We start from the raw sequence: 15,877 nt of genomic DNA on the forward strand, positions 1-15,877 counted from the left end.
TCATGCTGTCGTTTAACAGCGCGAAGAGATAACCCTGATATCGCTTCAGGGTTATCTCTTCATTCGCTTAGTGCTTCTTACGGTTACGGCGCATGTCTATCGTCACCGCCGCAACAATAATAATCCCTTTGATAATATCCTGAACGTAAGCATCGACGCCGACGAAGGTGAAGCCGCTTTTGATTAAGCCGAGGATCATCGCACCAATCAGTGTGCCGGTGATGCGGCCGACGCCGCCCATCAGGCTGCTGCCGCCGATAACGGCCGCTGCGATAGCGTCCAGTTCGTAGGACATCCCCATACTGGACTGCCCGCTGCTGACGCGCGCCGCCAGCACAACCCCGGCCAGCCCCGACAGCGCGCCGGCGATGGTGTAGACGATAACCAGATACTTATTCACATTGATGCCGGACACTTTTGCCGAGGTCATGTTGCCGCCGATGGCGTAAACATATTTCCCGTAGCGAGTGTGTTTCAGCGCAATGTGAAACAGAGCGGCAATCACGAAGAAAATAATCACCGGCATCGCCCCCTGACCAATCGACGTAAAGCTGTCGGACAAGAAGCTGATGGGATTTCCCTGGGTGTAATATTGCGCCAGGCCGCGGGCGGAGACCATCATCCCGAGGGTGGCGATAAACGGTGGGATCCCGGTACGGGTGACCAAAAAGCCGTTGGTTAATCCGCAGATCAGCCCGACGCCAATTCCGGCGCAAATGGGAATGACCGCCGGCAGGTTAACCAGCGACGGGAACATCGGCGACAGGCTATCCGAGGTTTGCGCCAGGCTTGCCGCTACCACCGCGGCAAGGGCAATGACCGATCCGGAGGAGAGGTCAATCCCGGTGGTGATAATGACCTGCGTGACGCCGACGGCGATAATCCCGATAATGGCGACCTGCAGGACAATCAACACCAGGCGGTTAGTGTTCATCAGGAAAGACTGGTCGCGGACAAACCAGCCGGCAATTTCAAATGTCAGGGCGATGACCACCATAACAATAAAGATACCGGTATCTTTCGGTAATTTATGCCGTAAATTACCGAAGAAAGAGGATCGCTCATTTGCAGCTGTTGCGGTCAGTTTCATATTGCTCATTCTCTACACCTCAGTGGGATGCCAACGACAAAATGGTTTCCTGATCGGCCTCGTCTTTGTCGAGGATGCCGGTAATACGTCCTTCGTGCATGACCATAACGCGATCGCTCATGCCCAGAATTTCCGGCAGTTCAGAAGAGACCATAATCACTGCGACGCCACGGTTCGCCAGTTCGCTAATCAGATGATAAATTTCAGCCTTCGCCCCCACGTCAATCCCGCGAGTTGGTTCATCAAGAATTAATATTTTGGGCTGCGCTAAAAGCCAGCGGGCAATTAAGACCTTTTGCTGATTACCGCCGCTCAGGTTATTAATAATCTGATCCATGGTCGGGGTTTTAATATTCAGACGCCGGATCTGTTCCATACAGTCTTCCGCCATCTTCATATGTTTGACAAACCCGCTCTTGCCGATATATTCCGGCATATTGACGATGCTCATGTTTTCCATCACCGAAAGCACGAGGAACAGTCCGGACTTTTTGCGGTCTTCGGTCAGCAGCGCCATCCCTTTTTCGATGGCCACGGAAGGCGAGTCGATCGTCACCGGCTGGCCGTCAATCAGGACTTCGCCACTGTCAAAGCGCTCCATCCCGAACAGGCTCTCCATCACTTCGCTGCGCCCGGCGCCGACCAGGCCCGCAACGCCGAGAATTTCACCGCGACGGACGCTGAAATTCACCTCCTCGAAATAGCCTTTGCGCGACAGATTGCGGACCGTCAATACCTCTTCGCCAATCGTATTATTGAATTTCGGGAACAGCTGAGTTAATTCGCGGCCCACCATCTGGGTAATAAGCGACTGACGAGTAAATTCGCCCGTCTGCCGACTGCCCACCCAGGTCCCGTCGCGAAAGACGCTAATTTCATCGGTAATCGCGAAAATCTCATCCATCTTGTGGCTGATATAAATAATGGCTTTACCCTGCTCGCGTAAATCGCGAATGATGGTGAACAGGTGAGCCACTTCACTTTCCGTCAGCGCCGAGGTGGGTTCATCCATAATGACAATATCCGCGTTCCACGATACCGCTTTGGCTATTTCCACCATTTGCTGGGCGGCAATGCTAAGATCGCCCACCAGGCGGTCGGCGGATAAACGGATATTCAGTTTATTGAGCAGTGTCTGAGTCTGGCGGGCCAACTGTCGATGATCGACAAAGCCGTATTTCATCGGCTCGCGCCCCAGCCAGATATTTTCTGCCACCGTCATATGCGGCACCAGGTTCAGCTCCTGATGGATCATGGAGATCCCCGCGCGCAGCGCATCCATCGTATCCTGGAACTGCACCGGTTCGCCCTTCACCCGGATCGCGCCCTTATCGGGACGGTAAATCCCGATAAGGCACTTCATTAACGTCGACTTTCCCGCGCCATTTTCCCCCATCAGGGCGTGCACCGTCCCCGGGCGCACGCGTAATGAGACATTATCGAGCGCCTTCACGCCAGGAAAGAACTTACTGATACCTTCGGCTTCAAGTGCAAAAGCGTTCATACATCCCCCTCCGTACCGCTGAGCCAGAAATGATTATTTTTGATTACGGCTGACAAATTCAGACATATTCTCTTTGGTAATCAGCTGGTAAGGGACATCGATGACTTTTTCGACTTTTTCCCCGTTAGCCAGTTTGACGGCCGCATCCACCGCCCCTTCCCCCTGCCCTTTAGCATCCTGGAAAATGGTGGCGATCATCTTGCCGTTTTTCAGCATCTGCAGAGCGTCAGGGGTCCCATCGACACCGGCAATCAGAATGTGCTTCGGGTTGCTTCCCAGCGCCTGCAGCGCGCCAATCGCCATTTCATCGTTATTGGAGGCGATCGCCTGAATATCTTCCCCGCTGGTCATCCAGTTACTCACCACATCCACGGCATCGTTACGCATGAATTTCGCCGTCTGCTTCTGGACGATCTTGATATCCGGGTATTTCGCGACGACTTCTTCCACGCCTTTGGTGCGATCGCGGGTTGACTCGTTCGCCAGGTCACCCAGCAGAATCGCCACGTTGCCTTTGCCGTTCATCGCCTTCGCCAGCGCTTCCATCTGCAGACGGCCGGCCAGTACCGAATCCGAACCAACGTAGGCCATTTTGTCGGTCAGCGTAATCTGCGGGCGGCGGTTCACGAAGACCAGCGGAATGCCGGCTTTGGTCGCCTGATCGATAATCGGCTTCACGGCATTGGTATCGACCGGGTTGACGATGATGGCATCGACGCCCTGACCAATAAAGTTTTGCACCTGCTGCAGCTGCTGCGCGACATCACCCTTGGCATCCTCAACCTGCGATTTCACCCCCTCTTTTTGCATCTCTTTTTGCATGGCGGTACGCAGGATAGTCAGGAAGTTGTCGTCGAAAAGCGCCATGGAAACGCCGACGGAGAGATCTTTTGCCATCACCGCAGCGGGCAACATACAGACTAACAAAGAGGCAACAATCGTTTTCTTGATGTTCATAGTTGTTCCTTGGGGTTCAGTGATATGCCAGTTCATTGAGATGAAATGAAAAATTCATTTCGTAAATGCGTCTTGCTGCTAGCTGCCGGATCGCCGGCCAAAAGTCTCGCTTCTGACCGCGCTGTTTTTGCACATGTTTAGCAAAACCACCTAATCCAGTGGTTTTTTAGTGAATTATTAAAACAGCAGTTCATAAATCATACGATTTATCACCCGGTCAATTTCAGACGTTTTGTTTCATTAACAACTCACATGAAACTTTTATAATTAAATAACTGAAATGAAAATTTTAAAACTACCTGGCAACAAAACTTTGACAGATATCTAACATTGCGGCATAAACGCGCAAAAAATGAGAGGCGCTCAGCAGTTTGCAGACAAGTCACCGGCCTGACGCTGGCAATCCGCCAGAGAAGATTTTCCGCCTTAAAAAGAGGGGGATTTGAAACGTCAGCGGCATTTTCCGACGTCTGAGATCGCGCGAGCGCTTGTTATTGCCCATGGTCGCGGCATGACGGGGGCGATAAAAGAGGCGCTAAAGGCCCGCCCGCAGAGGATGAAATATATTGCGGGCACGGGGCAGCATGGCGGGTGGATGACCAAAATCACATCCAGCACGATCGGATGAGGGGTGTCGATGGGGAGATGGTTGAAACCGGGTCATTGCACTCGGCCCCGGCCACCAAAACGCAAAATAGTGACAAAGGCCGCCCCTCACGTGGCCGCAGCATAACGTGAGAACGGCGGCTCTATACAGGCAAAGCTAGTCCGTGACTTTCAAAGCCAGCTCATAGGCACTGGTTTTTCCTTCATCGCGTGCGCCGCCCATCTGATACACGCGGACGGTATATTTTCCGTTGGTTGCCAGGCGCTGCTCAAAAGCACCTTCTGTCATCGAGCCATTAAAAATGGTTTCGTTCGCGGGGTTGATCACGTTGAAATAAGGATGAGGCCATTTGCTCTTCAGGGTGACGTGCATTAGCTGACCCGCTTTTGCCACCAGCGTGTAATCTTTCACATCGGCGCCGCTCAGGGCATTTGTAATGGTGGTTCCGCTGGTGCCTTTATCGAAATGAACCGGGATCGTGTTTATCTTATAACCCGCCATGACAGATAATGGTGCCAATAAACAACCTGCACAGATCAAGCTACCAACAATTAACTTTAAATTTTTCATTTAATTAACACCTTATGTTTTTATATCTGGTGTTATAGCACATAAGGTATTCCAGAAAAATTTCAGGAAATAGATTGAAACGATTTCACCGTCATCTCGCGATGAAGTAAATCACTATAGATAGCGGTTAATATCCCACCGGGGCGAAACTCTTTCTTTATCCACTGCGTCACCTGTCCACTGGCCGCGTGCTGGGTCGCCAGCAGCATTCCTGAATCCTGGCGAGGGTTATGAATCTGGCGGGTAATCAGCCGGTTTTCCGCCATGGCCTCACGAACCATATAATCCGGCAGAAAACCAATGCCTTCACCGAGGATCTGGCACTGGCATTTGGTATTAAAGTCCGGCACCAGAATCGCCTCCTGCCCGTGCAGTAACCAACCCACTTTCTTATTAATCGTGCTGGCGGTGTCCTCCACCATAATATTGGGGTAAAGCCGTAGCTGGCTTTCTGCTATCGGTTCCGGCATAAACGCCAGCGGATGATCCGGAGCAATGGCGAAGACCCAACGAATGGCGCCAATTTCAGTGTAGTCAATGCCGCCACCGTCGAGCAGCGTATCCGGTGCGCCAATCGCGATATTAGCCTGCTGATTAATCATCGAATCCCAGACGCCGTTATACACCTCCGTGGTAACGGTAATTTGGCAGGTTGGAAACTGTTTTTTGAGCACCTGCAACAGACGCGCCGTATGTCGCGGCGTATAAAGCAGCTGGTTGATGCAGATACGGACCCGGGCCTCAATGCCCTGGGCGATGGTATCGATGCTGCGCTTGATGGCGTGGAAATCATTGAGTAAATCCGTGGCCTTACGGAAAAGATAGTAGCCGGACTCCGTCAGCTCGATGCTACGGGTATTGCGGGTAAACAGCACCACGTCCAGCCCCGTTTCCATGCGCTTGATGGTGTAGCTGATGGCTGATGTCGTTAGCCCCAGCTCGTCTGCAGCTTTGCTGAAACTACCAAAGCGCGCCGCCGTGGTAAACGCCAGCAGATTTTCTTCAGTAAAAATTGAGTTCATTCGCCCGCTCCTGCTTTCGTCAACCGCCCATTAGCCCTACCCTGCAATCGACTCTATTTCCTGTCCCTGTCATCGGGCAATCATTTTTGAATATCTTTTAACACCATGCGCAGGGTCCGCCCGCGCGGGCCGCGAAATTCTCCGCGGCGCCATGGTTCAACGCGGGCTTTTTGAGGTTGCCTCGCTCAGTTTTCGACCGGTATATTCGGAAATCAGCCCTACGCCGTTGCCGGCCAAAAAACCCAGCAGCGTCACCGGCCAGTTCATCCCGGAGGCGAAAAACAGCGTCATGCCAAGAAAACCGCCGGGAATAAACGCGGTGAGGGAAAAGCGCCCTTGCCAGACAATCACCGCGGAGAACGGCACCGTGGTGATAACGCTGGCCCAGAAGGATGACATTCCGGTGGCCGCAGTAAGTCCACCCGCAGCCATTGCCGCCAGAAATGCCCAGACGACGCCGGTGTAGTTAACAAAAAGACTCTTCACAAACCCCTCTTTACCGCCGCCTGCCGCATAAAAACTGCAAAAGGCGACAAAGCCGATCGTGCCCAGCAATCCCCAGCTCGGATCAAGCCCAACCTGCGAGGAGATCAGCTGCCAGATCCCGGCACAAAGGCCGACAGTAATCCCCGTTGCGGTGAGTCCGTTCATCTCTTCCCCCTCGTGATATTGGTCGTGGAAATGGGTTTCGTTCGGGAACTATATAGAAATAATCCCTTCTTGAATTACGGGAAATCGCATGCAAGAAACAAACATTGCACTGCCGCACAGTCTGCATCCATTATTAAAAAATATTCAACAATCAGTGGGGTTATCGCGAATAAAATTTAAGCGGGTTCTTTTATCTATTTTTGGTTGCTATGCTCAAGCCATCAAATAGTTTCAGCCGCAACAACAGGAGCAAGATGATGACCACGGAAAATATTAGTGCTGAATATCTTTTGGCCGCGGAGCAAGGTGATGTCGAACAATTAAAAGCCTGTTTAGCGCGCGGCGTCGATATTAATGTCAGCAATCGCCAGGGGCGAACCGCTATTACTCTGGCCAGCCTGAATAAACATTATGCCTGCGTTTCTGTACTCATTGCCGCTGGTGTCGATATTGATAAGCAGGACCAGACCTGTTTTAACCCGTTCTTACTGAGCTGCCTGAATAATGACGTCGAGCTGCTGCGCTTAATTTTGCCAGCTAAACCTGACCTTGCGCGTTTAAGCCGTTTCGGCGGCGTCGGTCTGACGCCGGCCTGCGAAAAAGGCCATCTTGAGATCGTTAAAATTCTGCTGACCGAAACCGATATTAACGTCAACCACACCAACTTTGTCGGCTGGACACCGCTGCTGGAAGCGATTGTCTTAAACGACGGCGGCGCAACGCAGCAAGCGATCGTTAAGCTGCTGCTGAACCACGGCGCCAATCCACATATGACCGATAAATATGGCAAATCGCCGCTGGAACTGGCATGGGATAAGGGCTTTGCTGAAATCGCCCACCTGCTGGTCGCCGCCGGTGCCTGAAGAAGGAGAATTGCCATCGACACCACCTCACGGCGGTGTGTGCAAGCGCTAACTGCGGATGAGAGCTTTCTCACTCAACGCGGCGGCGGACGGGTCGAGCAGGTCTTCTCGCGTGCGGTCAACCTGCTGATCCCCGATAAGCCAGGGCTCCTGACGCTGCTGTGCGCCGCATATGACAACGCGCCCAACAGCTGTAGGTTAGCACTCACCTACTTTGACAACCTGTTCCGGCCAGGGGAAAGCGTCCGGTTCACCGATTCAGGGATTTACATTGGCCATGATAAATGGATAGACATCCACCGCTGTGAGCGCTGGCAAATGCCAGGGGCCGTATTAAGCGCGGCAGCATTTACCCGGATAGCCTGGCGACGATGGCAAAACATTATCATTGAGCAACTGCATGAGGACGACACGTTATTTCTTTATCGCGGTGACAATCCGTTTTATAAAGCGATGGGGCGAGAATTACAGCATCGACGGGAAATATTATTTAATGCGCTTCGGCAAAATAAAAACATCAGTGCCGCCATTGCTAATATGCTCGGCCTGGGTATTGGCCTGACGCCCTCGGCGGATGATTACCTGGTAGGACTTAGCGTTATTTTATTTATTCATGGACACCCGGCCAATCAATACCGGAATGAATTTTTAGCGGCGCTGCAATGTGCCAGGCATAACACCACGCCGCTCAGCGCGATTACGCTGGAGGCAGCGATTAATCAGCGCTATCGCGAAAGTATCGCCGGGTTGATAAATATCATAATTAATCAACCCACAATCTTTTCTATTGAGGCAATTGCCGATATTAAAAATATTGGCTCAAGTTCCGGCAGCGACATGCTATTGGGCATGGCGGATGCCTGCGCGCTGAGCCAAACGTATGGAGGGAATTATGTCAGTTAAAATAGTCGTGAAGAAGAATACCTATTTTGATTCCGTCTCATTAATGTCGATATCCACCCGCGCCAATAAGATCGACGGCGTAGAGCAGGCATTTGTAGCGATGGCGACCGAAATGAACAAAGGGGTTCTGCATAACCTGGGACTGCTGACGCCGCAGCTGGAAGCGGCGAAAAACGGCGACCTGATGATCGTCATAAATGGCAAAGACGGCGCCGATAACGAGCAAATTCTGGCCGAGATCGAAGCGCTATTTAGCAAAAAAGCGGAAAGCGGCCAGCACGAAGCGCGCTATGCCACCCTCGCCAGCGCTAAAAAGCATCTTCCGGACAGCAATATGGCGGTTATCTCAGTCAACGGTCTGTTCGCCGCCCGCGAAGCACGACAGGCGTTACAAAGCGGCCTCAACGTGATGCTGTTTTCCGATAACGTCTCTCTCGAGGACGAACTGGCGCTGAAACAGCTGGCCCACGAGAAAGGTCTGCTGCTGATGGGGCCAGACTGCGGGACCGCCATCATTAACGGCACCGGTCTGTGCTTCGCGAATGCGGTACGTCGCGGCAACATTGGTATTATCGGCGCCTCTGGCACCGGTAGCCAGGAGCTGAGCGTGCGTATTCACGAGTTCGGCGGCGGCGTATCGCAGCTTATCGGTACCGGCGGTCGCGACCTGAGTGAAAAAATCGGCGGCATGATGATGCTCGATGCCCTTCAGATGCTGGAAGCGGATCCGCAAACGGAAATTATCGCCCTCGTCTCCAAGCCGCCTGCCCCGACAGTGGCGAAAAAAGTGCTGGAGCGCGCCCGCGCCTGCCGTAAACCGGTGGTCGTGTGCTTCCTGGGCCGCGCCGAACCAGCGGCCGACGAGCAAGGTCTGCAGTTTGCCCGCGGCACCAGAGCAGCGGCGCTGAAGGCGGTACTGCTGAGCGGCGTTAAGCAAGAAAATCTCGATTTACCCCCGCTGAACCCGGCATTGATTGCTGACGTGCGTGCGCAGCTCGCACCGCAGCAGAAATACATTCGCGGCCTGTTCTGCGGCGGTACTCTGTGCGACGAAACCATGTTCGCCGTCCTGGAAAAACACGCCGAAGTTTACAGCAACATTCAGCCGGATCCGGCTTATCGCCTGAGCGATATCAACCACAGCATCAAGCACACCTTCCTCGATTTCGGCGATGACGACTTCACCAATGGTAAGCCACACCCGATGATCGACCCCACCAACCGCATCAGCCGCCTGCTGCAGGAAGCGCGCGATCCTGAAGTTGCGGTGATCGTGATGGACTTCGTGCTGGGCTTTGGTTCGCACGACGATCCGGTCGGTTCGACGATCGAGGCGATCAAAGAGGCAAAAGCCATTGCCGCCGCCGATGGCCGTCGGCTGACGATCCTCGCTTACGTTTTAGGCACCGATATCGATACGCCATCACGGGAGCAACAGCGCCTGATGCTTAGCGAGGCAGGCGTCATTCTGGCCAACAGCAGTACCGAGACCGGCCTGCTGGCACGTGAACTTATCTGCAAAGGGGAGAACGCCTGATGAATCAGTCACTATTCAGCCAGCCGCTGAACGTTATTAACGTCGGGATCGCGATGTTCAGCGATGATCTGAAAAAACAGCATACGGCGGTGACTCAGCTCGACTGGACGCCGCCAGGCCAGGGCAATATGCGGGTGGTCAATGCCCTCGACGCGCTTGCCGATTCAGCGCTGGCGGATAAAATCGCCGCCGCCAACCAGCAGGCGCTGGAACGCATTATCCAGTCGCATCCGGTGCTGACGGGCTTCGACCAGGCCATCAACGTGGTGCCTGGGATGACGGAAAAAACCATTCTCCACGCCGGGCCGCCGGTCACGTGGGAAAAGATGTGCGGGGCGATGAAAGGTGCGGTCACCGGCGCGCTGGTATTTGAAGGGCTGGCAAAAGATCTTGCTGATGCCGCCGAACTGGCCGCTTCTGGTGAAATCACCTTCTCACCATGCCACGAGCATGACTGCGTCGGGTCCATGGCCGGCGTCACCTCCGCCTCCATGTTTATGCATATTGTCGAGAACAAAACCTACGGCAACATCGCTTATACCAACATGAGCGAGCAGATGGCGAAGATCCTGCGCATGGGGGCGAACGACCAGAGCGTTATCGACCGTCTGAACTGGATGCGTGACGTCCAGGGACCGATGCTGCGCGACGCCATGAAGGTGATTGGCGAAATCGATCTGCGCCTGATGCTGGCGCAGGCCCTGCATATGGGCGATGAGTGCCACAACCGCAACAATGCCGGCACCACGCTACTGATCCAGGCGCTGACGCCGGGCATTATTCAGGCCGGCTATCCGGTCGAACAACAGCGTGAAGTCTTTGAGTTCGTCGCCAGCAGCGACTATTTCTCCGGCCCGACGTGGATGGCAATGTGTAAAGCCGCGATGGATGCCGCCCATGGCATTGAGTACAGCACCGTTGTTACCACCATGGCGCGTAATGGCGTCGAGTTCGGCCTGCGAGTCAGCGGCTTGCCGGGAGAGTGGTTCACCGGCCCGGCACAGCAGGTTATTGGCCCGATGTTTGCCGGTTATAAGCCGGAGGATTCCGGTCTCGATATCGGCGATAGCGCGATTACCGAAACTTACGGCATTGGCGGGTTCGCTATGGCAACGGCGCCGGCCATCGTCGCACTGGTTGGCGGAACGGTGGACGAGGCCATCGATTTCTCCCGCCAGATGCGTGAGATCACCCTCGGTGAAAACCCGAACGTCACTATCCCGCTGCTCGGGTTTATGGGGGTACCGACCGCTATCGATATTACCCGCGTCGGCAGCAGCGGTATCCTGCCGGTGATCAATACCGCCATCGCCCACAAAGATGCAGGCATCGGTATGATCGGCGCCGGTATCGTCCACCCGCCGTTTGCCTGCTTTGAAAAGGCGATTTTGCGCTGGGTCGAACGTTACGGCGCTTAACAAAATCCCCGGCCGGCGGCGAAAGCGCTCTGGCCGGGCTGCCCGTGCAATAAATCGGATAACAATAACTCCATTACCTTCTGTACCGGGAACCTACACGATGAAAGAACTTGTGGTCGTTGCCATTGGCGGCAACAGTATCATCAAAGATAACGCCAGCCAGTCAATCGAACATCAGGCTGAAGCGGTGAAGGCCGTGGCGGATACGGTGCTGGCCATGCTGGCGTCGGACTACAATCTTGTCCTGACCCACGGCAACGGGCCGCAGGTCGGGCTGGATTTACGCCGCGCTGAAATCGCTCATGAGTGCGAAGGTCTGCCGTTGACGCCGCTGGCCAACTGCGTTGCCGATACCCAGGGTGGAATCGGCTATCTGATTCAGCAGGCGTTAAATAACCGTCTGGCCCACCGCGGCGAACAAAAAGCGGTGACCGTCGTTACTCAGGTCGAAGTAGATAAAAATGACCCCGGCTTTACCCACCCGACGAAACCGATTGGCGCATTTTTTAGCGAAGCCCAGCGCGATGATCTCCGGCAGAGGCATCCGGACTGGCACTTCGTCGAAGATGCCGGGCGTGGCTATCGGCGGGTGGTCGCCTCGCCGGAGCCAAAGCGCATCGTGGAAGCCGAAGCTATTAAAGCGCTGACCCGGCAAGGGTTTGTGGTGATCGGCGCTGGCGGCGGCGGCATCCCGGTAGTCCGCAGCGCGCAGGGGGATTATCAGAGCGTTGATGCGGTGATTGATAAGGATCTCTCAACCGCGCTGCTGGCACGGGAGATTCACGCCGATATTCTGGCTATCACCACCGGCGTTGAAAAAGTGTGCATTCACTTTGGACAACCTCGGCAGCAGGCGCTGGGGACGGTCAATATCAGCGACATGACCCGCTATATGCAGGAAGGCCACTTTCCGGCCGGCAGCATGTTACCCAAAATTGTCGCCAGCCTCGCGTTTTTAAAGCACGGCGGCAAGCGGGTGATTATCACCACCCCAGAGTGCTTACCCGCAGCGCTACGCGGGGAGACCGGCACCCATCTTGTGCACGACTGAGCAAATAAAGAACAAAGAAAAAGGAAGATCCATGAATAAAGACAATAGCCGTCGCGAATTTCTCAGCCAGAGCGGAAAAATGGTCACCGCCGCCGCCCTGTTTGCCGCCGCCGCTCCCGTCGTTTACGCCGGCGAGCGCTCGATATCCACGACGTCCTGCGACAACCACAAGGTCATCAGCCCCGACGACACGCACTACTATCTCGATAATGTCCTGCTGGAAAGCGGTTTTGAGTATGAAAATGGCGTCGTGGTACACACTCGCACCGAGCGGCAAACCCTCGAGATTGCCGACGGTAAAATCATCGCGCTACACAACAATCAGAGCCACCCTGATGCCTCCCTGCCCCGCTATGATGCCGGCGGTAAGCTGATGCTCCCGGCGATGCGCGATATGCATATCCATCTGGATAAAACCTTTTACGGCGGCCCGTGGCGTTCACTCAACCGTCCGGCGGGCACCACGATTCAGGACATGATTAAGCTTGAGCAGAAGCTGCTGCCTGAGCTCCAGCCGTATACCCGCCAGCATGCCGAAAAACTGATCGACCTGCTCCAGTCAAAAGGGTCAACGATAGCCCGCAGTCACTGCAATATCGAACCCACCTCCGGGTTGAAAAACCTCGAAAATCTGCAGGCGGTCCTGGCGCACCGCCAGCCGGGTTTCGCGTGCGAGATTGTCGCTTTTCCGCAGCACGGACTCCTGCTCTCAAAATCAGAACCGCTGGTACGTGAAGCGATGCAGGCCGGCGCGCACTACGTCGGTGGTCTCGACCCGACTAACGTTGATGGAGCGATGGAGAAATCCCTCGATACCCTGTTTCAGATAGCGCTGGATTATAACAAAGGGGTCGATATTCACCTGCACGAAACCAGCCCAGCGGGCGTCGCGGCGATAAACTATATGGTGGAAACCGTAGAGAAAACCCCGGCGCTAAAAGGCAAGCTGACTATCAGTCATGCTTTTGCGCTGGCGACATTGAACGAACAGCAGGTTGATGCCATTGCCAGCCGCATGGCGGCCCAGCAAATCACCATCGCCTCCACCGTGCCGATCGGTACCTTGCACATGCCGCTGCAGCAGCTGCGGGATCAAGGGGTATTTGTAATGACCGGCACCGACAGTGTGATTGACCATTGGTCGCCATACGGCCTGGGCGACATGCTGGAAAAAGCCAATCTCTACGCCCAGCTCTATATCCGCCCCAACGAACAGACCCTTTCGCGTTCGCTGGCAATTGCCACCGGCAACGTACTGCCGCTCAACGATAAAGGCCAGCGCGTCTGGCCGAAAGAGCAGGATGAGGCCAGCTTTGTGCTGGTCGATGCCTCCTGCTCCGCCGAAGCGGTGGCACGCATTTCACCGCGTACCGCGACCTTCCACAAAGGCAAGATGGTGTGGGGCAGCGTCGGCGCCTGAGCATGAGATAATCCCCCCGGCAAAGCGGCGCTTTCGCCCGGCGGCGCTACGCTTGCACGGGCCTACAGGCCAAATGTGGTCAGTAGGCCAAATGCGATCGGTAAGCCGAATACGGTCGGTAGGCTGAATGCAGGCAATAGGCCGAATGTGGGCGGCAGGACGAATACGGTCAGTCGGCCGGGTAAGGCGCAGTGCTTTCGCCCGGCGGCGCTACGCTTGCACGGGCCTACAGGCCGAATGTGGTCAGTAGGCCAAATGCGATCGGTAAGCCGAATACGGTCGGTAGGCTGAATGCAGGCAATAGGCCGAATGTGGGCGGCAGGACGAATACGGTCAGCAGGCCGGGTAAGGCGCCGTGCTTTCGCCCGGCGGCGCTACGCTTGCACGGGCCTACAGGCCGAATGTGGTCGGTAGGCCAAATGCGATCGGTAAGCCGAATACGGTCGGCAGGACGAATACGGTCGGTAGGCCGGGTAAGGCGCAGCCGCCACCCGGCAAATAAATGCAAAACCCCGACAAGCCGGGGTTTTGCATTTGACGAAGCGCGGTTATTTCTGCGGACGCATCGCCGGGAACAAGATCACGTCGCGAATGGTGTGGCTGTTGGTAAACAGCATCACCATCCGGTCAATCCCAATACCCAGACCGGCGGTCGGCGGCAGACCATATTCCAGCGCGGTGACGTAGTCTTCGTCGTAGAACATCGCTTCGTCATCCCCGGCGGCTTTCGCATTCACCTGGTCCTGGAAGCGCTGCGCCTGGTCTTCCGCGTCATTCAGCTCGCTGAAGCCGTTACCGATTTCACGGCCGCCGATAAAGAACTCAAAGCGGTCGGTAATTTCCGGATTCACGTCATTACGGCGCGCCAGCGGAGAGACTTCCGCCGGGTATTCGGTGATAAAGGTCGGCTGAATCAGGTGCGCTTCCGCCACTTCATCAAAGATTTCCGTGACGATACGACCCAGGCCCCAGCTCTTCTCAACGTGAATGCCGATGGACTCCGCAAGGGCTTTCGCTGCGTCGAAGTTATCGAGATCCGCCATCTCAGTCTGCGGACGGTATTTCTTGATAGCCTCACGCATGGTCAGCTTTTCAAACGGTTTGCCGAAGTCGAAGATCTGGTCGCCATATGGGACTTCCGTTTTACCCAACACGGTCTGCGCCAGGGTGCGGAACAGGGATTCGGTCAGTTCGATCAGATCCTTGTAATCCGCATACGCCATATAGAGTTCCATCATGGTGAACTCTGGGTTATGACGTACGGAGATGCCTTCGTTACGGAAGTTACGGTTAATTTCGAACACACGTTCGAAGCCGCCCACAACCAGACGCTTGAGATACAGCTCCGGCGCGATACGCAGGTACATATCCATATCCAGCGCATTGTGATGGGTGATGAACGGACGGGCAGACGCGCCGCCGGGGATCACCTGCATCATCGGGGTTTCGACTTCCATAAAGCCGCGGCCCACCATGAACTGGCGCATCGTCGCGAGGATCTGCGAACGGACTTTAAACGTGCGTCGGGATTCGTCATTGGCGATCAGATCCAGGTAGCGCTGACGATAACGGACTTCCTGATCCTGCAGACCGTGGAATTTGTCCGGCAGCGGGCGCAGCGCTTTGGTCAGCAGACGCAGCTCAGTGCAGTGGATAGAAAGCTCGCCGGTTTGGGTTTTAAACAGCTTACCGCGGGCGGCAATAATGTCGCCAAGGTCCCACTTTTTAAACTGTTCGTTGTAGACGCCTTCCGGCAGATCGTCGCGCGCGACGTACAGCTGAATACGGCCGCCGACGTCCTGCAGAGTGACGAAAGAGGCTTTCCCCATGATGCGACGGGTCATCATACGACCAGCAACAGAGACTTCAACGTTCAAGGAGCTGAGTGCTTCATTATCCTTGTCATCGAATTCAGTGTGCAATTGGTCAGAGGTATGGTCACGACGAAAATCATTCGGGAACGGGATCCCCTGCTCACGAAGCTGAGCCAGCTTTTCACGACGGGCTTTCAGTTCATTATTAAGGTCAATTGCCTCATCGGCACTTTGTGCTTGTTGTTCAGACATGTTGGTTCCTCATAACCCTGCTTTCAAACTTGCTTCGGTAAATTGCGCCAGGCCACTATCCAGCGCAGCCTGGTCAGTGCGGGTCTCTACACCAGTGCGCGGCCGATCGTTGACGTTATTGCCAAAGACCGAACGATAGAATCTTAACGAACCTGACCTTACTTAAGGCTGATCTCACTCAGTGATAGCCAAACTAAAGTTTTTTTCATTGATGGCTT

13 protein-coding genes are annotated in these 15,877 nt (G+C 54.8%); 6 read left to right on the plus strand and 7 right to left on the minus strand.

Annotated elements, in window-relative coordinates; genetic code table 11:
* Positions 1-67 precede the first annotated feature (67 nt).
* From AC007G_RS02635 to AC007G_RS02660, 6 genes are all read right to left on the minus strand, one after another.
* Positions 68-1,090, minus strand: coding sequence for an ABC transporter permease (locus AC007G_RS02635; protein ID WP_172619965.1), 1,023 nt, complete (start codon positions 1,088-1,090; stop codon positions 68-70).
* A 19-nt stretch (positions 1,091-1,109) separates the two neighbouring features.
* The gene (locus AC007G_RS02640; protein ID WP_032689108.1) at positions 1,110-2,594 is read right to left on the minus strand and encodes a sugar ABC transporter ATP-binding protein; all 1,485 of its coding nucleotides are present in this window, start codon (positions 2,592-2,594) and stop codon (positions 1,110-1,112) included.
* A 33-nt stretch (positions 2,595-2,627) separates the two neighbouring features.
* A complete protein-coding gene (locus AC007G_RS02645) occupies positions 2,628-3,551 on the minus strand; it encodes a sugar ABC transporter substrate-binding protein (RefSeq protein ID WP_004858977.1) in 924 nt (307 codons plus the stop codon).
* Between the two features lie 763 nt (positions 3,552-4,314).
* The gene (locus AC007G_RS02650) at positions 4,315-4,728 is read right to left on the minus strand and encodes a DNA breaking-rejoining protein (protein ID WP_032689111.1); all 414 of its coding nucleotides are present in this window, start codon (positions 4,726-4,728) and stop codon (positions 4,315-4,317) included.
* 62 nt (positions 4,729-4,790) lie between these two features.
* Complete coding sequence (locus AC007G_RS02655) at positions 4,791-5,750, minus strand: LysR substrate-binding domain-containing protein (protein WP_032696486.1); 960 nt, start codon at positions 5,748-5,750, stop codon at positions 4,791-4,793.
* Between the two features lie 156 nt (positions 5,751-5,906).
* A complete protein-coding gene (locus AC007G_RS02660; RefSeq protein WP_032689114.1) occupies positions 5,907-6,401 on the minus strand; it encodes a DUF1097 domain-containing protein in 495 nt (164 codons plus the stop codon).
* Between the two features lie 257 nt (positions 6,402-6,658).
* Between AC007G_RS02660 and AC007G_RS02665 the strand changes: the two genes are divergently transcribed.
* From AC007G_RS02665 to AC007G_RS02690, 6 genes are all read left to right on the plus strand, one after another.
* On the plus strand, positions 6,659-7,264 hold the full coding sequence (locus AC007G_RS02665; RefSeq protein ID WP_032700633.1) for an ankyrin repeat domain-containing protein: 606 nt from the start codon (positions 6,659-6,661) through the stop codon (positions 7,262-7,264).
* A gap of 39 nt (positions 7,265-7,303) precedes the next feature.
* The gene (locus tag AC007G_RS02670) at positions 7,304-8,167 is read left to right on the plus strand and encodes an oxamate carbamoyltransferase subunit AllH family protein (protein ID WP_032689117.1); all 864 of its coding nucleotides are present in this window, start codon (positions 7,304-7,306) and stop codon (positions 8,165-8,167) included.
* Entirely contained in the window at positions 8,157-9,704 is a 1,548-nt protein-coding gene (gene fdrA / locus AC007G_RS02675) for an acyl-CoA synthetase FdrA (protein ID WP_131055811.1), read from the plus strand. Before AC007G_RS02670 ends, fdrA begins: the two co-directional genes overlap by 11 nt.
* Positions 9,704-11,122: a YlbE family protein gene (locus AC007G_RS02680; RefSeq protein WP_032700636.1), complete on the plus strand. Its 1,419-nt coding sequence runs from the start codon at positions 9,704-9,706 to the stop codon at positions 11,120-11,122. The genes fdrA and AC007G_RS02680 overlap by 1 nt, the downstream gene beginning before the upstream one ends.
* Positions 11,123-11,222: 100 nt before the next feature.
* Entirely contained in the window at positions 11,223-12,173 is a 951-nt protein-coding gene (locus tag AC007G_RS02685; protein ID WP_032700637.1) for a carbamate kinase family protein, read from the plus strand.
* Between the two features lie 31 nt (positions 12,174-12,204).
* Entirely contained in the window at positions 12,205-13,593 is a 1,389-nt protein-coding gene (locus AC007G_RS02690; RefSeq protein WP_032700638.1) for an amidohydrolase family protein, read from the plus strand.
* A gap of 548 nt (positions 13,594-14,141) precedes the next feature.
* Here the strand turns inward: AC007G_RS02690 and lysS are convergent.
* Complete coding sequence (gene lysS / locus AC007G_RS02695) at positions 14,142-15,659, minus strand: lysine--tRNA ligase (RefSeq protein ID WP_032689122.1); 1,518 nt, start codon at positions 15,657-15,659, stop codon at positions 14,142-14,144.
* Positions 15,660-15,877 lie beyond the last annotated feature (218 nt).

The sequence above is a fragment of the Klebsiella sp. CSG-1 genome, assembly GCF_056521145.1.